21 protein-coding genes are annotated in these 25,841 nt (G+C 48.3%); 11 read left to right on the top strand and 10 right to left on the bottom strand.

The window, feature by feature from the left end; all coding sequences use genetic code 11:
• The first annotated feature begins 139 nt into the window (after positions 1–139).
• The 5 genes from ACO0KW_RS12000 (at position 140) to ACO0KW_RS11980 (ending at position 5,609) form a co-directional block, all read left to right on the top strand.
• Positions 140–1,408: an RCC1 domain-containing protein gene (locus ACO0KW_RS12000; RefSeq protein WP_423053306.1), complete on the top strand. Its 1,269-nt coding sequence runs from the start codon at positions 140–142 to the stop codon at positions 1,406–1,408.
• Between the two features lie 130 nt (positions 1,409–1,538).
• Positions 1,539–2,174 carry a Crp/Fnr family transcriptional regulator gene (locus ACO0KW_RS11995; protein WP_423053305.1) on the top strand — a complete coding sequence of 212 codons (636 nt, stop codon included), beginning with the start codon at positions 1,539–1,541 and terminating at the stop codon, positions 2,172–2,174.
• A 366-nt stretch (positions 2,175–2,540) separates the two neighbouring features.
• Positions 2,541–3,293 carry a hypothetical protein gene (locus ACO0KW_RS11990; RefSeq protein ID WP_423053304.1) on the top strand — a complete coding sequence of 251 codons (753 nt, stop codon included), beginning with the start codon at positions 2,541–2,543 and terminating at the stop codon, positions 3,291–3,293.
• A 24-nt stretch (positions 3,294–3,317) separates the two neighbouring features.
• Positions 3,318–3,812 carry a hypothetical protein gene (locus ACO0KW_RS11985; protein WP_423053303.1) on the top strand — a complete coding sequence of 165 codons (495 nt, stop codon included), beginning with the start codon at positions 3,318–3,320 and terminating at the stop codon, positions 3,810–3,812.
• Positions 3,813–4,433: 621 nt separating this feature from the next.
• Positions 4,434–5,609 carry a peroxidase, FMP-type gene (locus ACO0KW_RS11980; RefSeq protein WP_423053302.1) on the top strand — a complete coding sequence of 392 codons (1,176 nt, stop codon included), beginning with the start codon at positions 4,434–4,436 and terminating at the stop codon, positions 5,607–5,609.
• Between the two features lie 89 nt (positions 5,610–5,698).
• On the opposite strand, the gene ACO0KW_RS11975 is transcribed toward ACO0KW_RS11980, so the two are convergent.
• Positions 5,699–6,319, bottom strand: a complete 621-nt coding sequence (locus tag ACO0KW_RS11975) for a DUF7010 family protein (protein WP_423053301.1) — start codon at positions 6,317–6,319, stop codon at positions 5,699–5,701.
• Between the two features lie 313 nt (positions 6,320–6,632).
• Here ACO0KW_RS11975 and rhlP point away from each other — a divergent pair, with 313 nt between their 5' ends.
• Positions 6,633–7,412 (top strand): rhombotarget lipoprotein, encoded by a 780-nt coding sequence (gene rhlP, locus ACO0KW_RS11970; RefSeq protein WP_423053300.1) that lies wholly within the window; start codon positions 6,633–6,635, stop codon positions 7,410–7,412.
• A gap of 60 nt (positions 7,413–7,472) precedes the next feature.
• Here rhlP and ACO0KW_RS11965 read toward each other — a convergent pair whose 3' ends face one another.
• The 4 genes from ACO0KW_RS11965 to ACO0KW_RS11950 all read right to left on the bottom strand — a co-directional run bounded on the left by ACO0KW_RS11965 (position 7,473) and on the right by ACO0KW_RS11950 (position 14,003).
• The gene (locus ACO0KW_RS11965) at positions 7,473–8,219 is read right to left on the bottom strand and encodes an alpha/beta hydrolase (RefSeq protein ID WP_423053299.1); all 747 of its coding nucleotides are present in this window, start codon (positions 8,217–8,219) and stop codon (positions 7,473–7,475) included.
• Positions 8,220–8,349: 130 nt separating this feature from the next.
• Entirely contained in the window at positions 8,350–9,270 is a 921-nt protein-coding gene (locus ACO0KW_RS11960; RefSeq protein ID WP_423053298.1) for a DUF6279 family lipoprotein, read from the bottom strand.
• A gap of 104 nt (positions 9,271–9,374) precedes the next feature.
• Positions 9,375–12,179, bottom strand: coding sequence for a DUF4214 domain-containing protein (locus tag ACO0KW_RS11955; RefSeq protein WP_423053297.1), 2,805 nt, complete (start codon positions 12,177–12,179; stop codon positions 9,375–9,377).
• A gap of 738 nt (positions 12,180–12,917) precedes the next feature.
• Complete coding sequence (locus ACO0KW_RS11950) at positions 12,918–14,003, bottom strand: DUF5694 domain-containing protein (protein WP_423053296.1); 1,086 nt, start codon at positions 14,001–14,003, stop codon at positions 12,918–12,920.
• Between the two features lie 470 nt (positions 14,004–14,473).
• Here ACO0KW_RS11950 and ACO0KW_RS11945 point away from each other — a divergent pair, with 470 nt between their 5' ends.
• Together ACO0KW_RS11945 and ACO0KW_RS11940 are read left to right on the top strand one after the other, a co-directional pair.
• Positions 14,474–15,208, top strand: coding sequence for a hypothetical protein (locus tag ACO0KW_RS11945; protein ID WP_423053295.1), 735 nt, complete (start codon positions 14,474–14,476; stop codon positions 15,206–15,208).
• A 225-nt stretch (positions 15,209–15,433) separates the two neighbouring features.
• Positions 15,434–16,906, top strand: coding sequence for a serine hydrolase domain-containing protein (locus ACO0KW_RS11940; RefSeq protein ID WP_423053294.1), 1,473 nt, complete (start codon positions 15,434–15,436; stop codon positions 16,904–16,906).
• 221 nt (positions 16,907–17,127) lie between these two features.
• Here ACO0KW_RS11940 and ACO0KW_RS11935 read toward each other — a convergent pair whose 3' ends face one another.
• The 3 genes from ACO0KW_RS11935 to ACO0KW_RS11925 all read right to left on the bottom strand — a co-directional run bounded on the left by ACO0KW_RS11935 (position 17,128) and on the right by ACO0KW_RS11925 (position 20,123).
• Complete coding sequence (locus ACO0KW_RS11935; protein WP_423053293.1) at positions 17,128–17,811, bottom strand: DUF4253 domain-containing protein; 684 nt, start codon at positions 17,809–17,811, stop codon at positions 17,128–17,130.
• Positions 17,812–18,011: 200 nt separating this feature from the next.
• Complete coding sequence (locus ACO0KW_RS11930; RefSeq protein WP_423053292.1) at positions 18,012–18,536, bottom strand: DUF2059 domain-containing protein; 525 nt, start codon at positions 18,534–18,536, stop codon at positions 18,012–18,014.
• Between the two features lie 369 nt (positions 18,537–18,905).
• Positions 18,906–20,123 (bottom strand): HPP family protein, encoded by a 1,218-nt coding sequence (locus tag ACO0KW_RS11925; protein WP_423053291.1) that lies wholly within the window; start codon positions 20,121–20,123, stop codon positions 18,906–18,908.
• Between the two features lie 172 nt (positions 20,124–20,295).
• Here ACO0KW_RS11925 and ACO0KW_RS11920 point away from each other — a divergent pair, with 172 nt between their 5' ends.
• Positions 20,296–20,517: a DUF3079 domain-containing protein gene (locus ACO0KW_RS11920; RefSeq protein ID WP_423053470.1), complete on the top strand. Its 222-nt coding sequence runs from the start codon at positions 20,296–20,298 to the stop codon at positions 20,515–20,517.
• 172 nt (positions 20,518–20,689) lie between these two features.
• Here the strand turns inward: ACO0KW_RS11920 and ACO0KW_RS11915 are convergent, their stop codons facing one another.
• Positions 20,690–20,884 carry a transposase gene (locus tag ACO0KW_RS11915; RefSeq protein ID WP_423053290.1) on the bottom strand — a complete coding sequence of 65 codons (195 nt, stop codon included), beginning with the start codon at positions 20,882–20,884 and terminating at the stop codon, positions 20,690–20,692.
• 386 nt (positions 20,885–21,270) lie between these two features.
• Here ACO0KW_RS11915 and ACO0KW_RS11910 point away from each other — a divergent pair, with 386 nt between their 5' ends.
• Positions 21,271–22,461: an alpha/beta hydrolase gene (locus ACO0KW_RS11910; RefSeq protein WP_423053289.1), complete on the top strand. Its 1,191-nt coding sequence runs from the start codon at positions 21,271–21,273 to the stop codon at positions 22,459–22,461.
• A gap of 384 nt (positions 22,462–22,845) precedes the next feature.
• Positions 22,846–24,300, top strand: a complete 1,455-nt coding sequence (locus ACO0KW_RS11905) for a diguanylate cyclase (protein WP_423053288.1) — start codon at positions 22,846–22,848, stop codon at positions 24,298–24,300.
• 94 nt (positions 24,301–24,394) lie between these two features.
• Here the strand turns inward: ACO0KW_RS11905 and ACO0KW_RS11900 are convergent, their stop codons facing one another.
• A complete protein-coding gene (locus tag ACO0KW_RS11900; RefSeq protein ID WP_423053287.1) occupies positions 24,395–25,768 on the bottom strand; it encodes a serine hydrolase domain-containing protein in 1,374 nt (457 codons plus the stop codon).
• Between the last annotated feature and the right edge of the window lie 73 nt (positions 25,769–25,841).

Here is a 25,841-nt window from a genome sequence, read left to right as displayed (position 1 = left end):
AGTTAGGGCGGGTGCTCCTCGCATTACCAAAACGCCGTGTACTCGCTGACCAAGGTGCGGCGCGCGTGACAGCCGCCCTACATTAACACCAATAGCACTAAGCCGTCGCCACAGAACTCCGCCGAATCTACGACCTACTATGCGCAAAATCACTCTGATCCTCGTTTTCTTTTGCATCATCGGCGTCATCATTCTGCAGCAAAAGAGTCGTACCAGGGCAAAGCTTATTGCTACAGTCAGCGCCAGTGCAGTCATCGAAGCACCGGCCTTTGTTGCTACACACAGACCCGGGCTACTCAGCGTCGCCAACGACCATATCGTGTTTTTGAGTGACGAAGATAAGGTTTACGGTTGGGGAAATAATAGCGAGCGTCAACTTGGTGCTGACTATCATGGCGATCTGCCCGGTGCTATTCCTTTAGGCAACCCTGATCATGTTCTGGCGGTCCATACGGGCAGCACAGCCTCCTATTTGATTACTCAAGATGCGAAATTGTGGCGCCGTGGTTTTGCTGATGTCGAAAATCATCTCACGACCCAGTTTGGCGTCTACCAGCCAGTCTTTAACGCCAAACTTTGGCGTAAGGTGGAAGAGCATTGGGGGCTTGTCGTTGGTATCGATAACAACGGACAACTGTGGGCATGGCGCGATGCCGATTTTTTCAATGGTACTTTGGATGCGCAAGGTAAGCGCGCAGCTTTTACGGTTGAACTAAAGACGATGAGTATTGCAAGCGAATGGCGCGACTTTTGCGTGAGCGAAGGCAATTTCAATGCGATCGACGCACAAGGCGGCTGGTGGCGTAGTGAACCTAGTGCAAAATTAGATTTTTCGGGGAGCGTTGTTCGCCCAAATGAGCAAAGCCCGCGGCCTGCAACTATCACCTTGGTCAGCGTACCGACACAAGCAAAAATGCAAAGAGTGGTTTGTCGTGACAACGCCAATCATGTCATCGCCCTAGATGAAACTCACAAAATGTGGGGCTATGGCCGAAATCGCTATGGTGAGCTTGGGAATGGTGACGACGATCAGTTCAAAGAAACGCCTGCAATTGAACCATCACACGCAGTACAACTTAACCAACAAACCTGGATCGATGTCGCAATTGGTACGGGCTTTACGATTGCCATTGCGCGCGACGGTAGCCTGTGGTCTTGGGGTTTAAATTCAACCAAGGCACTCGGTTTGGCAGACGGTCTATCGCACTCTAAACCCCAATTAGTCGACAAAACGCACATCTGGAGCGCGGTCGGCGCGGGCTATGATTTTGCCATTGCAATGAATCACAAGGGCGAGCTTTATGGCTGGGGCAGCGATGGGCACGGACAGCTATCCGATGGCAAGATTGTCGAATCGATGCTACTGCCCACCATGATTAACGGCCCGAAAAATGGCAAGATCAGATGATACTGATCCATACTTTTTCGGCTCAGCGGAGTCCTCTACCGAGTATCACATCGATGTCATCAATGATGAAGTGAAGTGAAAATACGCTTATGCTAGAATAAAACTCCCCTACTTCATAAGCGCTCTTGTGATGACATCCTTCACGATTCCCGGATTGACGACTAAAGGTGTCGACGAATTATTAGCGATTGCGACCATGCGCAAGTTTTCGCGCAATGCGATCATCGTCAGTGAGGGCGACGATTCAGATAGCGTCTATTTCATCGTCGCGGGAAGCGTTAAAGTTTTTTTATCTGATGAAGACGGCAACGAAGTCGTGGTGGCGAACATCAAGGCTAATGACTACTTCGGTGAAATGGCTCTAGAGGAAGGCTATCGATCTGCTTCTGTCATGGCTCTGGAACCGGTTTCCTTAGCGATCGTCAACATTGACGATTTCAAACTTTTTCTGAGAACACATCCGGATTTTGTTTTCTCACTGTTGGCCAAACTGATACGACGGACACGCGTTGTCACTAAGAATTTCAAAGGGATGGCGCTGCTGGATGTGTACGGCCGACTTGCTGAATTATTGACGGAACTTGCCGAACCTATCGACAGGCGCATGATGATTATTAATCCCCTCACCCAGCAAGAGATGGCGAACCGGATCGGGTGCTCGCGAGAGATGGTAAGTAAAATTCTCAAAGACCTAAGCGTCGGTGGTTACCTAGTCTGTTCGCGACGACAGATTGAAATCAAACGACGCCTGCCTGCTTCTTGGTGATCACTTCTCTGCAATCCAATTTTTGTTAACACGGCTCTCAACTAGTGTTAACAGACCTCTCTCGCGTTGGCCTCACAACATAGTCCGTTTTTCAATTTTCCTCACATCGGGTAAGAAAAGCGGCGTTCAAAAATCCCTTTTCATTACGAAAAAAACCATTTTGGTAATTTTTCACATTTCTTTAGCGGAATTCCTCACAGAAACATTTTGAGGATTTTCGTACTATCTCTTTACGCGCTGTGAAACAAAAGCGCATTACTCAACTATCGATTCAATGCCAAGTTTTCGCATTGCAACACCTTCCGAGTAATTATCGACTAGCACTTACGTAAAAAATTTCTTAACCGTTTTTAGGAGCAATAAAAAATGAAGTCCTTTTTCAAAAAACATATCGCATTCCCTGTAATCGCGCTTACATTGTCCACAGCCGTCGCAGGTGCAGCGCATGCCGATAACTATCTCACCCATGCCAATTTTGCAGAACAATTGATCACCTTTGTACAAGCAGCGAACAACGTTTATGACAGTAATCCTACCGTTGTTACTTGGGCGGGGATCAACGGCGCGAACATTTACCAAAATCGTTCAACTTGCTCTCCTTTCGTCACCCGTGTCATCAAAACAGCTTATGACATCAGCGACACCAGTTACAAGAATTGGTTTGGCTCTACCAGCCCTAGTTCGTCTCAGTATCACGCCGCCATCTTGGCGCAAAACCACTTTCAACGCATCATGACGCCTGAAGGCATTCAACGCGGTGACCTGATTTCCGTCAATTATCTACCTTGCGCAAATAAAGATACCACCGGACACATGATGATCGCCATGTCCAGTGCGATCAAGAGAAGTATCGACACCGCGCCGATCATTGCGGGCACAGAACAGTATGAGATCTCAATAGCCGATTCATCGAGCTCATCCCATCAAGCAACTGACGCAGGCGGTAAAATCTACAATGATACCCGCGGCGAAGGCAGTGGCGCTGGCATTGGCACCCTACGCTTATACAAAGACACGCAGACAGGTCAAATAGCGGGGTATACATGGACAGTATCGTCCGCATCCGTTTTTTATAGCACGAATAGCTGCCGAGTCGTTGCGGTTGGCCGTTTGCAATAAACCACAGTCTGCGAGGGAGTCGAAATGAAAGCCACTTTACACAACAGCTTGCGATTGCTGATCGTTTGTATGTCGGTATGCACATTCAGCGCTTGTACTGTCGACACACATAGTTGGTCAGAACAAGCCGCCGTGATCGAAGCTACGGCAAGCTCAGCACCGGCAAGTTCATCGTCTTCCTCGCGTTCCTCATCTTCCAACAAAGACAGCGATCACGGCAATGGCGGTCTAGGCGGATTTGTACAAGTGTGGTCGACCAGCAATCCGTCCTCTGCAGTGGGCGACGACGGACAACAAGTCAGCACCCAAACAACAATTTCTGCCATTTACGCAAGCCAGGAATATAAACAATTGCGCGTCATGATGAATGCCAACAACTACGAACGCGCCAAGCAAATTGCAACAACGCCGACGTTGAAAGCTATCGTTGAGCAGGAATATCGTATGCATCTAGAAATGCTGAACACAGAGCAGATCACCGCCAAAGCGGATCAAGTGTTTGGATCCGTAGAACTATAATCCCAGAGACAATACGCAGCAGTTTTCGGTGCAGGGAATGCTGCAAAATCACTGAATGAGATTCGCGCGAATGGAATCGGCAGAGCGATTTTCATTTGTTCTGATTTGTTCTGCTTAGGCGCTGTATTGGTTCAAAGTTCAAGGTGCAAGTTCTAATTCAAGGTCAAGTCGAACTCACTGCATCTACCTTGCTCGCACATCCACACTGTTCTGAATTTACATGTTGAGCACCATGCGGTTTGACATGTAAAACTGCACGAATCGCGATAGTTGCCCTCCGAATTCAGTGCACCGTGATTCCACCGCGCGGTTTTCACCACTCCGCTGTCCAGCTGCATCTACCCCCGTATGCCACTCTTTGCCCTGCGTTAACACTGTCGACTGTTCTGTTGGCACGATGCTTGCTAAAAGTTAATTTCAGTTTCACCACAAATCCTGTTTATGAGCCTTCCCAGTGATCAAAAATTGAGACGGACTGAGATTGATGAGACTGAGCAATTCCCCTAGGTTCTATCGAGAATAAGCGCCACTCCTTAGGAGGGATTGAGTAGTCAGCTTCAACAGCCTTGCTAATGCCGTTCAACACCTTCAACTGTCATGTTTTCTAAAGGAGACTTAACGATGTCCATTCCGCAAAACCCTACCCCTCCGTATCCAGAGTATTCCGACGCGGTTTTAAATGAGCCGGCAGATTATGGTCTCTTGGAACAACTGATAGGCACGTGGGTCAATGTCAACCCGAACAACAATAAAACAGACTGGGGCTTACACACCACCTGTATGCCTTCACCGGGCACCAATACCGAAACCATTTTCGGTATCTTCCATTTTTTGTGCGAAGACTATACCGAAGAACTGACTTTCTCCCCAGTCGCCGGTGGCGTGCGCAATCGTGGTGGCACCAATGAGCAATTCACTGGCGCGGTGGAATATAGACAAAGCGTACAGCGCGTCAGTGATGGTGTCGGCATTCACGAAGAAGTGGGGATGTACTTATGGATTGACCAAATGTATAACCATGCGGCAACCGAGGAATCCGTGATTGAAGACAATGGCTATCCACTGATCTCGATCGGCGCTGGAGCGAATGGCCCGAACGACGTTCCGCCTTACGCAATTGCGCGTAGCGGCAGCATTCCACACGGTAGTTCCATTATGTTGACTGGTAGTTTCGCGCAAGACGTCGTGGGCAAGCCACCATTTCCCGCTGGTACCGATAGCTGGAGTCAGCCATTTATCACTTCTTGGCCAGCGCTACAAGTTGCCAATGCGCCGAATCTCGCTTCATCGCCGCTGGCTATCTCACCGAGTATGGGCGCATCTGCTTTGTTGACACCACCCGATGGTTCCACTGCGGTTCCACTCAATCTCGATGAACCAGCGCCACCTTGGGCATTTGACAAATCATTGCCGGTGACCCAACCAGACAGCAATCTGACCTACTTCCAACGCATCGTCGCGGACTCGCATTATCCGTATTCAGTACGCCCAGATTTGCGTTTGCGTGACGCGATCAAAGATCAAAACATCAGCAAATACACTTTGATCCAATTGACCAGTAAACACGATGGCGGCCCACAAGGCGGGATTTTGAATATTCCCTTCGTTAAGAAATTTGCCGACGTGACTGAAATGAGTTTAAACATGTGGCTGGAGACAGTCATCGAAGAAGATGGTAGCGAAGTCTTGCAGCTGCAGTATGAACAAATCATCTTCTTTGAATTTATGGTCGGCTCCAATGGGCAAACCACATGTTGGCCTCATATACAGATCAATACATTGCGAAAAAAAGCCTGATTGGGTCACTGGACCGAATAGAGCAAAGTTCACTGAGCGTTAATGCAGCTCAGTGAAGCTTTGCCGCAGATATCAGGTGCTCCTAAACACTAATAGGCAAGTTGCTCTGAAAACGACGCTGGCAAATCCTTTGCTGTCTGCAGTCGCTTCCAACGCAACTCCAAAGCGGCAATACTGAGCACATACATCGCCACCACAATCACTGGCTGCAGTACGAAGCTGTGTTCGGGATACATGATCCAAGCCAAAGTGCATAAAACAGTACGAACCACCGCGTGAAAAATACCCACCCAATGCTGGATCAAAATACTGAGCGGCAACCACATCAAACCCGTTAACACAGCCACGGCAAACGGTAAGCTGCGATAGTTTTCCAAGAAATAAGGGATCGCCAGCGCGTAACATAAGAAGCTCATCGCCACCGCAGACAAAAACAGCGTATCGAAGAAATTGCGCTTTTTATTTGACTCAAATTTCAATTGTTCACCCGTCAATTTCGACAAGAACATTGCTACATAAACGATACTGCCTGTGCCAATGAATACAGCCAACACTTGCGCTTTTGGATTAAACAACATGCCTGTCAGAATCAGCACAGACCATACCAAGATGCCAGCCAAAGGCATCGCTAAAAAACGACGTTGACGAAATTCGGCTAGTTGTTGATCCAATGAAATCGACACATTTGAAGAAATTGAAGATGATGACATGGTGGACTCCCTCTCAAAGTTCTGCCACACGATCCGTGCAGCGATGGAGACATCATGAAGGACAGAACACTTACCGTGTAGTAGCGTTTGTCATGACTTCACATGACATTTGTCACCAGATTTTTGCATCGATCACTAGCACACTCTATAGCTGGCTGGCCCTGCCAACTTGCAAACCTGTGCGATGCACACCTGGAAAATTGCGTTGAGGTGCTACGCGAAGTAGCAAAATATGAGACTTTTGATAAAGACAGAGCGACCTAAGTAAGTTCAAGATAAGCTGCGCAATCCATCTCACTACGCCAAGGACAATATGAAAGCCCTCAAGTTTCTAAGCGGATTGACCGTCGTGCTTTTCACCGTATTTTCTCTCGGTGGATGTGCAAGTATGGCTGGGCCACGCGAATCCAAACAGTCTGCCAGCATCGTCGATTATCTGTATCCCAAAGCGACACAAGCACCACAACTTGCACCAAGCATCACCTATCTAAGACCGCCAATACGGGTCGGTATCGCCTTCGCACCGAATGATCCAAAAGCACGCACACTTCCTGAAACGGAAAAAATAAAGCTGATGGAACGTATCAAAGCAGCTTTCGCTGGACAAGCTTTCATCGGCTCGCTTGATATCATTCCCTCTCAATACTTACAGCCGGCTGGCGGCTTTGTGAACATGGAACAAGTCGCACGCATGTTTAATGTTGATGTGATGGCGATGGTGTCCTACGACCAAATTCAGTTCACGGATAGCAATTCACTGTCTTTTTTGTATTGGACAGTGATTGGTGCCTATATCGTCCACGGCAATGAGCACGATACCCAAACCATGCTCGATATTTCTGTGTTTGATGTCGCCAGTCGTAAGTTACTCATGCGTGCGCCTGGCACAAGTCAAGTGAAAGGCGGCGCCAATTTATCTAACTTCAGCGAACGCTCTCGCGCCGCACGTACGGAAGGCTACAACAAAGCGGCAGATCAATTAATCCCCGCCTTGCAAGCCGAGATCACTAGCTTTCGTGAGCGCCTCAAAACAAATGAGAGTATGCGAGTTGAACCGCGCCCCGGATATCGTAGCAGTGGTGGTCAAGAATAGATCTTAAAGCTAGAAGGGTCACGCGTGGGCACAGAAAGTGTGCCCATCCTAGGGATCAAATTACAGCAAAGATCGCAACTCACGCAATACAACTTCCCATGCCGTCGTTGCAGGATCGATCAAAGCAAAGTGACCACAGTCGGGCAAGGAAATCAAATACGTAGCAGGAAAAGCCACACAATATGAAGCAGTGACCGCTGGCGGCACGATCTCATCGTCATCGCCTTGTATGATCGTCACCCGCGTAGACGGAGCAGGCAAACACAGAGGATTCACATCCGCACGATGCATGGGGTCTTGCCCTATAAAACGCTGCACCGCGCCCTCGCCTAAATTCAAAGCATGCGCCATCTGCAAATCCGCCGCTGGAGCCAAAGCGACCACACCTTGTAAAGCAAGGGGCAATTCACGCTGCGCACATCGCGCGGCCGCCCACAACACCAAATGCCCACCCGCAGAATGTCCGATCAAGATCACTTGCGCATTATGACGTTCCGCCCGCGCTGGCAAAGTGGTCAAGGCAGTCATTACATCATCCAAGGTCAGATCCGGCTCGCCCGACACGCGACGATATTCCAACGTCAAGGTCGTCCACCCAGCGTCCGCCAAGGCACATGACATCGCTTCGGCATGAGCGCGGTCGTATTCTGGCTTCCAAAAACCACCGTGGATTAAGATCAGCAAAGGCAGTTCGCTGCCTTGGCTCCCATAACGAACATCAGCGACTTGATCGGCGTGGTCGCCGTAGCTGAGCGTTAAGTCTGGCGGTTTGGCGGCGCGGCTAAGGATGGATAGGTCTTCGGACATTTTATTTAATTTCTTAACGTGAGAATTTCGTCAATTGTGATTGGCAGATTATTTTTCTGAGCATTTTCCGTTCACTGAAGCACAACAAGTTCAACTGTCACTCCCGCATAGAAGGGAGTGATCAAACACCTTACTTCCGCCCCACAAAATACTTGCAATCATCAATCCAATCCTGCAATTTGTTCTGGGCATGCGTTTTCTGTTCCTGCGTGGATATGCGGATGATAGCGCCAATCAATTGTTGCATGGCGACCCGCGAGGCATCCGATTGAGCACGTCGATCGGCCTGTTCTGAAGGTTCAAAAGCGGCCAAGATCATGCGCTGTACCATCGTTTGCGCGACCTCACGGCTTGGTTTCTCGGTCTGGATTTGCGTCAACAGCTGCAAAACGCCTCGTTGACGCGCGATACCATCGTCTAACCATTGTGCATAGTTTGGCGGGTGCTTATCAAGATAACGCGCGATGATCGCCTCTTGCTCGCGGCTCACGCTGCCTAGCCATTCATCGGCTTGCTTCACAATCTTTTTAAAACGCGCCTTGGCTTGTTTCTCTGGCGCTAGGTCCATGTATTTATCGCGAAACTCTTCATTGTTCTTTTCAAATTTACGCGCCAGATAGGCCTTTTGCGACTCATCCATCGTCAGCACAAAATCCGTCAATTCCGGCAATGCCCTCAGTAACACCACTTGCGAGAATTGTTCGACCTGTTTGAATGTAGCCTCAATCTCAACTGATCCCGGATTAGCGACAAGCGTGGACTGTATCTGCGTCAATGCTTGCACATATTGCGGCAACTGGGTACTGCGATGCCAGCTTAACAATCTTGCAATATCCTGTTTAACCTTGGCTTTCTGTGAGGATCGAAAATCCACATAGCCATCTAGCCACCAATATGCCAAGGTGTCTGCATTGGAATAGCCCAGTCTAGCTGTACTGCAGCTACCCAGCATCGTTAAAGCCGCCAATACGAGCAAGATACGCGCCCTGCGAAACGGGCTAGAGCGCACATTGGTGTGGCGGTTCAAGTTTTGTAATAATGTTGTCGTCAACTTCGGCTCCCTATTTCAAACAAAGCACTCTAGCGCCACACGCACCAAACACCCCAAACAACCAACAAATGCTCTTGCTGTGGTGCCTTTTGCTTGCTTGCTTTTTACTTAGTTTGTTTGATCACAACTGGCACATATCCAATTTCCATGCCTTTCGGCGGTGTGACGAAAAGGGCACTATCTAAAGTCGCCAGATCACCGATGGTTTGTGCTGCCATGAATTCTGTATTGCTTTTCCAATTGGTGTGAATTTTTTCCACGATCGCCTGTAAGCGGCTTTTTTCTGCCTCGCTCCAGCCAAATCCTTGCAATGAAGGTTGGTCTACAAATCGGTACCAGAAATAGGTGGCAGTTGAACCATCATTGAGGACTACCGTATAAGGCCCTGATTGCGCAGCGGGTGTGTTCCAACTGGCTGGGGATGTATAAGCGAGACCGTTTTGGTCTGCGGCTGTGTAGAAGGGAAAGTTCAGCGCCTTGAGCCCGGTTTCTTCTGGCACCTGCGACTCAGGAATCGGACGCATTACGTCACCATTTTTTTGGAAGTATTCAGGATACACGCCGTTCACTGAGCTACCTTTCAATTGAAACGTCCATGCGCTACCACCACCAGGTGTCTTAATGATGCCAGGGACGATCAAATCCTTAAGGCCGCCCTCGCTTGTCATGATGACTTGATTGTCTTGCGAGTGCATATAGATGGGCCCGGCACTTAAACTTGGTTTGGTAGCACCATCGGCGACGAACTTGCCGGATATTGACGTGCCATTATTCATCCAATCCTTAAACGGGTTAAACAAGGCTGCCCCCGAGTACAAAGTGAAATCGGCGACGAGATAACTATTACCGTTGGCATCGATAGGAAATGACATACGCGGCAATTTGACATAGCTAACACCGTTTTTATCTTTACTCTGGTAAAAGGTAATCGCGCCCCATTCCATGGCAAAGTTGCCGACCTTACCTGGTCGCACATCAAGGCCACGGCCCAGCACGGTGGGATAGGACTTCGCCAAGACTTCCCAGACGTCGGGCAAATAGAATGCCGCGGGGCCTTTGAAATTGGTGGAGTTGACAAAAAAAGTCCAGCTTTGCTCGCCGACGGGATTGGCACCCGTTTTTGCTTGGGTCAGTGGTAAAGCCATCCAAGCGATACCAAAAAATTCACCTGCGGTACCCAATTTGAAGGTCAAGCCATCAGGTGGCATCAAGAGTCGATTACTTAGCTGCGCCACCCCTTTGCTACCCATCGGAAGTCCACCTCTTTTTGCAGTACTCGCATCGATGGCGTTTTGACCGAATTCCCAACCCGGAGCAGACAATTCGTCGATATAGCCATTTGGCGTGCCATTGATACGATATTTCGGTTGCACCGAAGGAAAGCGTGTGGCGGTCCAATACGCACCACTGCCTTCGACGGTTTGAAACAATGCGCGATAGTAATCTGTCGCATTAGGATTACCGGCTCGCAAAAAATTATCCGGTGGTAGCATAGGCTGGAAAAAATCATCGTTGTTTGGCTGCAGCCAAGTGCCTGGCAGACCCGCGCCAAAGCCGCGTATCGGTCTATCAATTAGTGGCCAAATTGCGGTATACATACTATAGCCATAAGTGAATCCAGCTGGTACGGTGGTCGCGTCCACACCGGCAACAAAATAGGAAGTCAGGTAAGGAGTAATGCTGATCCCATTGGCACCATCTAGCATGTAAGATACGCCCAAGAAATTGAAACCTACGACTTTTCCATTTTGAAATTCCAGAATGAAATTTTGACCGTTTGCGAAATCCCGATACGGATTGGTACTGCCCGTGATCAAAACATTTTTGTTGAAATCAGGTGTTAGGTCCCAAGATACACCAGCTTGGTTGGTCCACACTAAGGTCGCCGTAGAACCAGATTTAAGTTTGATCGTTCCTATCGACCAGTTATTATCTGGATCATTTTTGACGCGGTAAGTGCCAATCACATTGGGAATTGTGAAGGTTGACACTGGGGGATCGGATACCTCCGGTGCATGCATGGACTGAAAGGGCGTCGGTGCCAGCGTTAAATTAAATTGGGTGTCACCGATACCGAGTAAGGTCTTCGCTTTGCCGACGTCGGTCGGTGTCACTGCAGCAGCAATCGCAACTGATTTGGTAATGCTGTCGTTCGCGTTCAGATAAGTCACGCCCTGTTCAATCGCGACATAACGCCCGGCACTAATCTTATTATCAAGTAAAGCTGGCACCCATCCATAGACAGGGTCATTGGCGAAAGTGCGGGCGGAAGTGAGCATGGTCGAGATCAACACAATCTTGGTCTGACGCCCACTATCGAGCTCGCCGGCCCAATAGCCGACCTCTTCTGCATTCGGAGTCGTGGCACCCGTTCGACCCAAGACATTGGCATAAACAAGCTTCACAAAATCCGCATTGCTCATGCTTGCGGTGTATCCGGTCACATCAGGAAAGGCGAGTCCGGCGTTATAAAAACTTTCCGCGATTTGCCCCAAACTGAGGCCTCCTCGCAGTTGGCTAATCCAGTAAGACATGCCTTCTGCGTCGGGTACCCGATTAAAAAAAGCGATATACAACTCGATCAAAGATTTCAGTTGCGAGTCGGAAATGGTCTTAGCATCGGTACCTATCGACATGCTGATTCGCATATCCGCAAATTGCAAAGCGGTCGCCTGGCTAACGTCTTTGCTACCCTCGTTACCGATCAAATCAATGACTGTCGCACCAGAAATTCCGCGCCGAATTTGGTAATTCGCTCGTTTACCACTAAAGCTCACGCTATCGGTGCTGACGGGTGCTGGATTGTGGTTGACCGTTGATGATCCCGTTGCAGCATTTTTCTCACCACCGCATCCGCTCAGGAGCAGCGAGAACGTGCACAGCAAACCGCTTTGAACAATCGTTTTCATTTGTGTTCGCATCACTATTTTCTTTCTATTCATTGAGCAAAGAAATATTTAGCAGCCTAAGGCCTATTGATTGAAATACGGAATGACTACTGCTGCATGCTACGAACAAACGCTACATATCAGCGCTACATATAAGTGCTACAAATAAAAACTAAAACTAAGCGCCGCTGTAACTATCAGTACGGGGAATTTTTGACTGCAACATCATCTTTCGCAGAGCGCAAGTCGGTTTATCTTTGCCTGCTGAAAGCCTAAAAGGCGATCCATGTCGGTCAAAGTATAACCAACTTCAGCGCACTTGTTAGATTTCATTATCTTGCCGCAGCGCTCAATTATTTATAGGATCTACGCACTATCAATGATGCCATCAAACTTAAGGCCTGCGATGCGTGCAAGATGGTGGTAGATATTGCGGCAATTGCACGATGGTACCGGCTCAACAATCGCGTAATCTCGTGCTTGACCTTGGCTTTATGTAACGAGCGAATGCGCAAATGTACTGCGTGGTCTTGCGACGATAGTCCTCCTAGAATTTTGTTCGTATTCTGAATCAATCGGATTTTTCAAAACGACGACCCAATTCTAATATTCCAACATCAGACAAACACGGAGCCAAATTGGAACTGACCCAAATTTCTTCACAGCAAACGTAGTTTGTACCGAAACTAGCGCTTTTGAACGCGCCCTTATTCAGCAAGCCAGATCGGGTCGATCTGGCTTGTCTCCGTGCATGGCAGGCTATTTAAGCAACTTAGCAGCATCCACCAGCTGCACCTCGTGCATCATCTCTAAATACGCATCGAAGTAAGGCTTATGTGAAGAGCCAACGACCGTCAAGACTTTTGCCCCCGGTTGATTGCCAAATGCACTGCGAATATTCGCAACCATACGCAGGTTACGTGTTTCCCACCAAGCGACATACTGCCGTCCGTAAAGTTCAGGCGTTGCGTGTTTGATCCCGCCCCCAAAGTCCGCACCAATAAATGCCCGCAACTTCACTGGATCATTAAAGTAGCGATACAAGTTCAACACGTCTTCTGACGAATTCAACTTGGCTTCCAAAGCCAGCGCTTCTTTTTTCTCTGGGATATTGATCTTGCTCCACATATCTTGCAAGGCGTCGCCAAATTTGGGACCCGCTTTATCCGTAATATCATCGGCGGTATGATCATCAGTTGCATACACCCGTTCCAGCCCAAGCCTAGCTGCCAACACTGCGGCGACCTCATAATTCTCATTGTATTTTGGCGTCTCACGATTTAAGAATTTCAGCATAGTGTCCACAATACCGTCAGCCGCCTTACGGTCATTCGCATCAAGTCGCAACCACTGTACCAAGGCAGAAGCGCGATCATTTGCCGCCAAAAATACCGCGACTAGTCGGCGCCGTTGTGCAGCGCTCGGCGTCATCGCAGGCTGTTGCGACCACGCCTGTAGTGTTGTTTGAATTTCTACCAGCGCCTCTTGCAAGCCCAGGCCGATCGCTTTTTGCGCGGGCGTGGGGTCCCAGCAATAATCCTTATACACATCAGGATGCGTAACCGCATTGACACGCACAAACTCGCACTGTTCACCAGACAATGCTTCTATCGTAATGATATCGGGCTTGTATTGCGCCAATCGATCGAGCAAACCGGACAAATGCGCTCGGCTCAGCCTATCGCCATAGGCGCTCAAGTGCGGTGATCCCAATACCAATACTTGCGTGGCCTTACCATGTACCTCTTTTTTCCACGTACGCGGATCAAAGTCGGCAGTTTGTGCGTGGACGGCCGTGTGGCAAAAGCTGGCGAAGCACGCCAACGCTAACAAAGATTTTTTCATGTTCAGTCTCCCCAATGATGAAAGGATGTTAGCTTAACAAGAGAAAGCCTTGGCTGAAGTTGGAGAGCGATAGTGTGCAAAAAGGAGGTTGCATTCTGCACATACTGGGGAATGAAGTGCAGTGATTTGTCAGGCTCTCTCAGACTTTCTCTGACTTTCTGAGGTTTCAATTTTTGAGAGAGCCGAGGACGAAGCTTTGCATCGCCACTATTTTCATCATTGCAGTTTGCCGTTTGCCGCCCAAAGTATCTCAAGACTTACGCCCCCTATTTTGCTCACTGGCGATTCGGTTGACATGTTTTTTGGCTGATTTTGAGGTGCTATTTTGCAGTACTTTGTCTCTGTTTCGATGACACTTGCGAATTGTTTGGTGCTTGGTCGAAGGCTTTTGCTCACACTGCATTCACCGCATTACTCATACATCGATTCAGCAATCCAGCTGTGCACACATCCACCCACTAGGACACACCATGAAAACGCACTCACCCACTCGTTCTCGCTTCGTCAGACTCGCCAGCTTAAGCATTATCGCTAGTTTAGGGTTGAGCGCCTGTCAGCAACTGCCTTTGGTTCGCGTTCAGGAAACCGTGCCGCAAGACATTGCCAACGGCAGCCACGTACTGATGGTGAAACAGCGCCAAAAAATCAATAATCTGTTTGCGGATGGCTATTTCGAGATTGGCAACTACGCGATTACTGGCATCAAAAAAGGCAGTACTTCCAGTTCGAGTTCTCAGCTCGGCTTGTATTCTCAAACCAGTAGTAAGACCGATTTTCGCTTTAGCCTCACCGATGCGCAAACCCGTTGGGACGTCCGTTGCCACATTCGCGCAGAAGGAAGCGTGGTGCGTTTGTTTGGTATTGACGGAGTCTCCCAAAAAAGCAGCATGAATTGCGAAATGCAAAGTCTGCAAGGCGCTGCGACACTGAACTTAATGGCAGAAATGGATACGCCTGTAGGACAGCTCGTGATAAATCAAACGCCTTACGCCATTCGAGCTTACTCGTACGGCAATCCCCACCCTGACCGCACACGTATCCCCGAAATCTACGGGTTTAGAATCGATGATGGCAACGGTAACCGTGGCGCCATTGAGCTCGCCAACACACCTGGACGCGCATGGCTTAATGCCGGGCTCACCTCAGAACAAAAAGCGCCAATGACGGCGGCCTTGGCGGCTCTGTTGATACGTTATGGTTCTTGAATTTGACATCGCATGCGTGAATGGGCACTAAATTTTGTTAAAGAGTAATAGTGCCCATTGCGATGCAGAATCTTTTCTTAGCGTTGGTTTAATAGACCGCCCGCCTCTCGGCAATGTTTGATCTAGCCTATCCGTTCGCATCAAATCACATCATATTCATATCTCCTTACTTGCCAAAAAGTTGTGCGATACTCTCGTCAATTCCAACAACAGGAGAACAAAACTATGCAAGCTTCGCGACTTTCACAATCAGCAGCACTCCTACTCTTGACGATCGCAGGAGCAAACGTTAGCGCCCGATCGGTCGATGAACAAATTAAGCGTGTCACGAGCACACTAACGCAGACGGTCGTGATCAAAGGCGCGCCGGTAAAATATCACACGCTAGCGGACAGCATGGCAAAATATAAGGTGCCTGGCGTATCGATTGCTGTAGTTCATGACGGCAAACTCGTTTGGGCACAGGGTTTTGGTGTCAAGACAGCCGGTAGCAAAGATGCCGTCACGCCCAATACTTTGTTTCAAGCCGCATCCATCAGCAAACCCGTCTCAGCCACCGCGATGCTCAGCTTGGTCCAGCAAGGTAAGCTCTCGCTCGATGCACCCGTCAATACTTTTCTCAAAACTTGGCAATTACCCGACAACGAATTCACCAAAACCGAGCCGGTAACATTACGGCGATTGGTTTCGCATTCAGCGGGACTGAATGTGCATGGGTTCCCCGGTTATGTCAGTGGCGCAAAGCTGCCGAACGTGCAACAAATACTGGATGGCAAACCGCCTGCCAACACCAAAGCGGTGCGGGTTGAAATGACACCGGGGTCAACGTGGAAATACTCCGGTGGCGGCACAACCATCATGCAACTAGCGATGGTCGACACCACGGGCGAAACCTTTCCCGCACTGATGCAAAGACTCGTGCTTGGGCCTATCGGCATGCAACATAGCGCCTATGAACAACCTCTATCCAAAGCCAAGCAAGCGCTCGCAGCTACCGGACACGATGACGAAGGCAAACGAATTCCAGGCCGCTGGCATACTTATCCCGAATTAGCGGCGGCAGGGCTGTGGACAACACCGACCGACTTGACCAAGTGGGCAATCGAAGTCACCGAGGCAAGGTCTGGAAAATCAACAAAGATACTGTCACAAAAGATGGCCACCGAGATGCTCACCGAACAAAAGGCATCGTCTGGTTTGGGCCCCATGGTAGGCGATTCAGGAGACGCCAAGTATTTTCAGCATGGGGGCAGTAACGAAGGATACCGATGTTTTGTCGCTTATTTCCCCGCCCTTGGTCGCGGCGCGGTGGTGATGAGCAATGGCGAAGGTGGCTCGTTGATCTATCGCCAAATACTCAGTTCTCTTGCAAAAGAATATCACTGGCCAGGGTACGAAACCCGCGAAATCGAGCCCATCGCACTGACTCCAAGCACAGTGGAACAATTGTTGGGCGCGTATCCATTACCGCCAATGTCACCAACCGACAAACCACCAACGCTGTTCATCACACAGGAAAACGGAAAACTCATGATCGAAGCAGCGAAGTATTTATCAAAGACAGAAATCGTGCTGCTCGCCAATGATGAACTGATCGCACTGGAAAATGGATTTCAATTAAAACTCGTCAGAGATCAAGATGGTCGCATTGCACATTTGGACTTTAACTCAATGAAACTGGTGAAAAAAAGTCGATAGGCTTTCTGACAAGTACAAGGAGCAAAATCTGGTTTGGTCATGCGCTATGAAGTCGAACATGTGGTGTTTTGCGTACGGCGTGTAAGTCGGGTGCAAAAGAATGGGGACAGTAAGAACATGGAAACTGTTCGTCGCTAATATCGCGAAGTTAGAACTGCCTCCTTGCCTCAACAAAATGGTCGCGTATGATTAAGCTAGATTTCAGACCGCTCTAAAAACCCTCAATCCCACCAAAAATACCAAACCTCAGCATTCAACAGCGTCGCGGCGAGGTTGGCGATGGTTTCGCAGCCTTGATCGACGATATCCGTGCAATACCAATATTGCTGCCATGCGAGTTTGATTGCAGTTTCTTTGTCGCGTGGGGGATTTTTGACGATGCACTCGATCACGTCGCCTGAGACGCCGACGATTTCTGCGCCGAATTCTTCTTGCCAGTGTTGATGCATCGCGCAGTGCACTACCGGATCAGGGCAATCATTCCATCCACCAAACTTTAAGGCGGCAGGGAGATGCCAAGGCTGCGCTATTCTTGCTGAGCCTAAGTAGACCTCAGGCCTCACCTCGCTCGTCAAGATATCACGATGCAGTGAGATCGCGCCTTTCTCAGCAATGTCGCCAGGCCAATCGCCTAGCGTGTCGTCTTCGTTGAATTCATATTCTTCGGCTTCGGCACGCCGTTCTTGCAACCATGCCGCCACATCAAACTGTGCTGCTTCCTGAAGAATCTCGTCGACTGTTTGCTCGTTATATTCCGCCGCTTCCTGAAGTCGCTCGACATCGTCGGCTTCACCGGTCAAGAAGGGATAATCACCAGATTGAGGATAGCTGTTTCGTTGTTGCATCAAGGCGGCGATGGCGGAATCGCCTGAGATTTTTTGTGTGATGAATGGTTTGGTGTTCATATTTGTTGACTTATAAAATAGCGGAAGCTAGACGTTAAATCCGGGTACAAACTGATTCCGTTCATTTCGAAATGTGTCCTGTCTCGACTCTACCCTCCACTTTGCTCGATCTTCAAAAAGTTTTATATTTAGAACTAACCACGGACTGTCTAATGAAATGATTCGATTCTACTTGGTGTCGCTTCATGTCGAGCGACTTCTTAGCCTTTCGGTTGCTCTGAGACCTTTTTCAATTTCTCTACACTCTCAGCACTAATTTTCTCTAACTTCGGAATCAGTACTGCCATGCGGTTCTCCATCATTTGCATGGTCATTTGCATCACCAAAGGCATCTTTTTGATCACCGCTTGACCTGCTGGCGATTGATAGAAACTGAGCATGCCATCGATCTCTTTTTGAGTAAAACTCTTTTTGTAAATCTCAAGGAACATAGGTTCAAGCGTTTCCCATGTCATCTCATTTTTCAATAATGTGGTGAGCTCTTTCTGCATCTCGAGCAAGACAGTCTCCTGTTCCGCAGTCATTTTTTGACCCGCTAATGCTTGCTGCATAGAAGGCTTCATCATTGCATCCATTTGCGACATGACACCGTCCAACATCTTCTTTGAGTTGATAATTTCAATCAGTCGCTTAATCGACGCATCACTTGCAGGAGCGTCGGCGGCCAATGCGGGAAACGCCGCGAGATGAAACAAAAAAAGCAAGGCAACAGAAAATTTCTTCATTCGCGAAGTCCTTAGATAGTTGAGGTGGTTTGAGTCGTAAAACGTGACGGTTTAACGTGCATAAAAAATAGGGTCAAAAAAATAGGGTCAAGTCTTGTTATGCAACATCACCATATCTCACGCAAAATTAGCGTCACGGCCAATACATACAAATTAGAAAGAGCTGGAACAATGATCGTGCTTACAATCTACGACTTACTTTACGCCACACTCAACACCGTAATCAAATCACTAATGTGTCATATCAAGACTTGACCCTCGACCTTCCGGCCTGGGTGGTGCGGTGACTTAAATGGAGTTAGACCGCTAAGTTGATCAAGGCGTCGGAGCGGTATCGATATCCTGCTTTTGCTAAGGTTGCTGCTTTTGCTACGGTTGCTGCATTTGCTGCATTTGCTGCATTTGCTGCATTTGCATGTTATAGAGCGCAGCGATGAGATCAGATTGGGTGACGATGCCGCACAATTTCTGGCGATTGTCGACCACGGGAATAGAATGCAAGCCGCGGTCACTGAACAGCGTCACCAATTCAAGAATATTGCTGTCCATCGATGCCGTGATCGGGTTCGCGCTCATAATGTGTCCGACAACTTGGGCGGAGCTGCCACTGATGTCGCGTGCTTGATCTAGAACTTGCCGCAAGCGCAGGTCAAAATCGTGGTAAACATCGAGCCCTGCATGTTTGAGAAAATCGATGAGACTGATCACGCCGATCACAGCATCGGCTTGATCGAGCACTGGTAGGCTACCGATTTTATGTGTGCGTAACAATTGCCAGCAATGTTCTAATGGGGTTTCGAATTCGACCGTGACGATGTGACGCGACATGATATCGCGACAGCGTATGAGGCCATGATGACGTTGGTGGACTTGGATTTCGCTGAGTGTGATGAGCTCGCGTAAATCGACGCGACTGATGTCGAGTAATTTACCATGGCGCGCCAAGGCAGCATCAAGGTCCGCATCGGCAACGCCTAGTCTGCTGCCAATTGCTGGATCACCGGTGCGATGCATGTTGTTCGCATTAGTCGCTTGCTGCGGATATTGCGTTCCCAGAAATCTGTGAAAAAACACTGCGCACAAGACCAAACTGAGCGATTGCAGCGCCACAGGCGCAAGTGCGTAGTGCCACGAAAGCGTGGTGATGGAAGGACCGCCCATCACTGCGAGCAATGCGATAGCACCTCCCGCAGGGTGGAGGCTGCGCAGCATAAACATAGCGAGTATTGCCAAGCCCACTGCCAGTGCCGCTGTCGCTGTCGCTGTCGCTGGCAGACTATGTAACAATTGCGCACAAGCGATACCCACTAAGGCAGAGACGCTATTACCGACGATGACGGGCCAGGGTTGCGCCAACGGGCTTGAAGGAAAACTGAAAATCAAGACCGCACTTGCTCCCATCGGCGCAATCAGTAGCGGGATACCATTCCATCCGAATAGTAAATAGCTGAACCAACTAGCGCAAAGTAAGCCACACAGTGCGCCCAAACTAGCACGCCATCGTTCGCGCCAGCCGATCTTATTGGCAGACGGCGCGAAGCCTCGCAATAGGCTACGAAAATCATCGAGATAAAAGCTGGTCTTCATACGCGCGCCTCGTTGAGAGAGCTGAAATGGCGATTGTTGAATACCTCTTGTGGAAAGCAAGCGAAAGCAGCACTGTGATAGTGATTTTCTTGTCCTGCGTCAAAAAAATGCAGGGCTATCGATTACGCGTATGGTCAAAGCAGAAATTCAGTGCCAGAGTACTGACATGCATCTGATCAAGAAATTTCCTTTACATCCCGCTCATCCCGAACGTTTATGTTGGGGGTGTGATCGTTATTGTGCGGCCGACGCACTGGCTTGTGGCAATGGTTCGGATCGCACCGCCCATCCTGTAGAATTATTTGGCGATGATTGGCATATCGACACTCTGTCAGACACCACATCGACGCCGCAAGCGCAGACACCGACCGCTATCAGCATCGCGGCGAACTGAGTTTGACGCAAAACTCGTGCGTGCCGCCTTTTTTGGCTGACCTATAAAGTCTGACAGATGATGAGAAACCACAAATGTGTGCGTGGCATTATCCTGACACTTTGATCTCGCAATGATCGAGCTATCCTCAACTATCGATGGATAAGAAAGCGATGCGATACATACCGAATCCTCAAGGCGAATTTAAATTGAGTTGGCACACAATCGCTCTTTGCACCAAGATCGCTTTAAATCCTCCCTGAAAAACATGGCCTACCCGTTGATACTGCCGATTGACATATTGGGTATAAGAGCCATTCAGCAATTTCATACCGTCAGACACACTGGCGCGATTTGTCTCAATCAAGAGATGATAGTGATTGTCCATTAGGCATCAGGCAGTAGGCATGGCAATGCCAGTCAAAGCGATCTACTGCGGTTTTTAGCAGAGATAAAAAGCGCTGGCGATCATCGTCATTACCATCAACATTCACTCGCGCATTATCGCTCGCAGTAACATGGTCAACACACCCGCAAACTCAATACGCGAAACGTAACGGCCTCGCCATCTCACTCTCCCTCTGAATTATTTACAGATACATCTAGGATGCTAGTGGATGAATGTCAAATGTATGGACTGACCTCGCGCTTGCGCTCTAAAAAAGACATGTTGGCAAATTTTCTTCGGTCTTCGAACAACAAAACCCATTTATAATCGCCCTATGTAAGTCTCAACCACAATCGCAAACACAACGATTAAGGAAAATAATAAAAATGATGAATACCAAAATCACCCTGGCAATAGCTACTCTTTTGGCTCTAAGTGGATGCGCAGTCAAAAACCTAGCAGCAGACACATTAACGATCAAGGTAATACCACCAGCCAATTACACTGCCAGCGAGCCGATTCACGTGGTGGGCAGTTTTAATGAGTGGGCACTGGATGGAGAAAAGGCGTATGAACTTAAAACCGAAAACGGGACACTAAGCGCCACAATTCCAGTCACTGAAAAAAATGTATTTTTCACCTTGGTAAAAAACAAAAACTGGCAATGGATGCCCGCCAACGAAATGGCTAAAAGCCAGTGCATTTATCTGCATCAAAACACAGGCGGCGCCGCCAAAATCAATGTGCATATTCCGCTCTGGACCGGTGACAAACCCCTAACAAAAGCCGCGCCGAGTTTAAGCGGCAACATAGTACAGCATAAAGATTTTACTCTGCCACAATTTGCCCGCAGCAGTGACATACACGTTTACCTGCCCAAGTCTTACCAACTAAATGCCAAAAAAACCTACCCGGTTTTATATATGTTGGATGGTCAAAATATTTTTGATGCCCACTCAGCACACAGCGATGAATGGCGTATTGATGAACAACTGGAAGAGCTAACTACCAAGGGAACGTTGGCCGAGATCATTGTGGTGGCGGTGCCAAATAGCGCCCAACGCTGGGCTGAATACAACCCCTGGGATTTTAAAGACCGCGATGGCAAGGCTAGCAAAGGCCAAGGTGAATTAACCATTCGCGCAATTAAGGACACTCTGAAACCGTTTATCGACAGCAACTACCGCACCGATCCACAACCCGCTGCCACCGGTTTGGCGGGCAGTTCCCTGGGTGGGTTAATGGCCATTTATGCCGCGCTGGAGCACAGCGACACCTTTGGTTTTACCGCCGCATTTTCACCAGCGTTAGCCATTGAAGATATGGACGGGAAAAATGTGTTATTCGAAGCCATCAAAAAACACAAAAATAGTGGCAATAGCAAAGTCTATTTTGATATTGGACAGATGGAATATGGCAATTACGATCAGATCGAACAGTTAAATAGTTTGCTGCTCAAGCAGGGATTTAAACCGGAAAATCTTAAGTTGGTAAAGGATGATCTGGGCCGACATTGCGAAGTCGATTGGTCACGCAGGTTCCCTGCGGCACTGGAATGGTTGCTGGCAGGTATCTAATATACAACCAGGGGAGATTATATTTCACACTTCAAATGCACTCCGCCTGTATGTCATATCAAGACTTGTTCCTCGGCCTTGCTCTTAATTTCATCACTAGAAATTTCTACACCAACATGACAATAGCAACAGAAATCACACCAACGCCAGCATTCTCAATGTGTCTGTTTATTGCGATACTTCACGTGTTTTAAAGGCTTATAGGTTTAAGATAGAACGTATTCATTGAGATAATCCTCATTCTTTAACTATGCGAATTAAATAATTTCGTTCAGTAATTCAATAGAATCGTGAGATAAATTGTGAATTTAAAGAGGCAGTTCTGTAGTTAGTTCGCTTGAAATACATCATCAAAATGGACAAGGATACTCAGTCTGGAAATGTATGAACAAACAAATGCTCTCGCTGGCGAATTTCACAGAAGATAATCTGCGAGCCATACTTCAAGCACTGCCCGCATTGATTTGGCTGAAAGATGCCGATGGTGTTTATCTTGCTTGTAACGAGCGCTTCGAACAATTTTTTGGTGCTTTGGAAAAAGACATCATTGGTCGTACCGACTACGATTTTGTCAGCAAAGAACTCGCAGATTCCTTCCGCGCCAACGACCTCTTAGCCATGCAAAAAGGCGGCCTAAACATCAACGAAGAATGGATAAGTTTTGCCAATGACGGACACCGCGAGCTAGTCGAAACCAGTAAAACACCTTTACACAATGCCGACGGCAAGCTCATCGGTATTTTAGGTATTTCGCACGACATCACCAAACGCAAACAAATGGAGAAATACGAGAAATTTCGCAGCTCCACCTTGGAACTGCTATCCAAAAATACCCCCTTACCCAGCGTTTTAGAAGCCATCGTGCGTGGTGTTGAGCAACTGCATACCGACATCCTATGTAGCATCTTATTGCTCGATAAAGAAGGCAAACATCTGGTGGATGGCGTCGCCCCCAGTTTACCTAGCTTCTACAACCAAGCCATCAATGGCATAGCGATAGGTTTGGGCGCTGGCTCATGTGGAACGGCTGCATTTTTAGGTCAGCGTGTGGTGGTGGACGATATCGCCAGCCATGCTTACTGGGTGCCGTATGCCGAACTAGCAGCACAAGCAGGTTTGGGCGCATGTTGGTCGCAACCGATACTCTCATCTGATTTCCAAATATTGGGAACCTTCGCCATCTACCACCGAGAAAGAAATGCACTCGCTGATTTGGATGTCTACATCATTGAACAATCGGCACAGCTTGCCAGCATCGCCATCGAACGCAAACGGATAGAATCAAAAGTGGAACGTATGGCCTTCTATGATGCGCTCACTGGCCTGCCTAATCGTAGCCTACTCAACGACAGGCTAGAACAAACCAAAGCCGCTTGTAAACGTCATCAACGTTTTGCCGCCGTGCTGTTCATCGATCTCGATAATTTCAAACCACTCAATGATGAATATGGTCACAACGCGGGCGATTTATTGCTGCAAGAAGTAGCGCAACGCATCAGCCTCTGCGTACGCGAAGTCGATACCGTAGCGCGCTTCGGTGGTGATGAATTTGTGGTGATCCTCAGCGACTTAGATGCCGAGCTAACGCAAGCCGAACAGCTAGCTTGCAGCATCGCAGAAAAAATACTCGCATCCTTATCCGCGCCCTATCAAATCAGCATTCCAAACGCGCACAAAAAAACCAGCATTCAACACCACTGCACCGCCAGCATCGGCGTCGCCCTCCTGCGCCACCTGCAAAACAATGACATCGACATCATCAAATTAGCCGATCAAGCGATGTACCAAGCCAAAGCCACAGGCCGCAATAAGATTTACTTCTTAGACAGCAAACCCTAAGTTCAAGGTCGGCACAATTGACGGGGCACACGATCGACAGGTCGGGCTTTACATTTGCCCACAATGCCATGTCCCCGTGCCTACTCCTATCGATCTACTCTAAGTGATATCCTGCTCCTGCGATTTTTCCTTCAGCATTGATTCTGAAATTCATAATGTACCTATCTTTTTTGAAAACAAGCCGATAGCGTAGGCGTTTCATTTCACCATCGACTTCTCTGCTTAATAATTCGAGTCGATCTAAACTACCTGAGGCTTTTAATTTTCCTCCTGCTTCTTTGATGAGATCTGGAAATAAGAATGCCGCCATTTTTTCATCAAAAACTGCCGCTTGTATGCTGCCGTCGCTAATTTGTTGGACTATCGTTTGAAGATGTTTTGTCAGAACGGGTTCTGGATCCTTTATCGCTTTTGGTGGTTCTACTTTTAAGCCCGGCACATAGTCAGCGGCAACGATGTTGGCAATTTTTTGAGGACTACTGCCAGAGCGATTGGTCAATACGATAACGCTCAGTTTATCGTCGACGTAACGATCAATCGACGTGGTGAAACCCTGCCATGCGCCGCCATGCTCTATTTTTTTGTGCCCATTCACCTGCACAATCTCCCAACCGTATCCGTAGGGATGCGTCTTACCATCATTGAGTTTTACGGGCGTCCAACTAGCGCGTTTTTGCGCTTCGTTCAGAGGTGAATTTCCCATGAGCGCAATGTCCCATTTGGCTAAATCACGTGCCGTTAAATACAAGCTACCATCGGCTGTCGTGTTTAGTTTTGGCGAGACCCATTCTTGGTTTTTCCATTCCCCTTTTACCAGATCATACCCAGCAGCGCGATGCATGATGATGTCGCGTTCATTAATGATGCGGGTACTCATGCCTAAAGGTTGAAAAATGCGTTCGCGTAGTTGATCACCATAGAATTTCCCACCCGCCTCATTGCAGATAAAACCAAGTAAGTGATAGCCCATATTACTATACGACCAACGTTCGCCCGGTTGAAATAACATAGGAATGGTGGCTTCTAAGTCGATCAATTGTTGATCACTATAATCTTTACGGAAATCGATTTTTTGGTAGGGATCACCCAAACCTGAGGTATGCGTCAAGAGATGTTCGATCGTAATGTTCCTCCACGCTTCCGGCGTATTAGAAAGATATTTGGAGACAGGATCTTTCAGAGACAGTTTGCCATCTTGTTCCAACAATAAAATCAAAGCGGCGGTAAATTGCTTACCGACCGAACCCGATTGAAATATCGTTTCAGGTTTGACGCGAACTTGGTGTTCCACATTCGCTAAACCATAGCCTTTTTCACGCACTATTCTTCCATCTTTCACCACGACTAAACTCACCCCTGGAATTTTTTGTCGTTTCATTTCGGCTTGAATTTTGTCATCCAATTGATCAGCGTGAACCCCTGCTGCCATTGCTATGTTCAAGCTAATACCCGCCAATATTGAATACATGACTCGCATAAAAATACTTTCTTAAAAAAGGTGGAGGCGATTTATCAAGAGGAATATCCCGTTGAATAAACCT

The sequence above is a fragment of the Undibacterium sp. Ji22W genome, from assembly GCF_049340305.1.
Lineage (GTDB): Bacteria > Pseudomonadota > Gammaproteobacteria > Burkholderiales > Burkholderiaceae_D > Undibacterium.
Note: the sequence above shows the minus strand (reverse complement) of the source record. Positions and strands in the feature narration are given on the sequence as shown.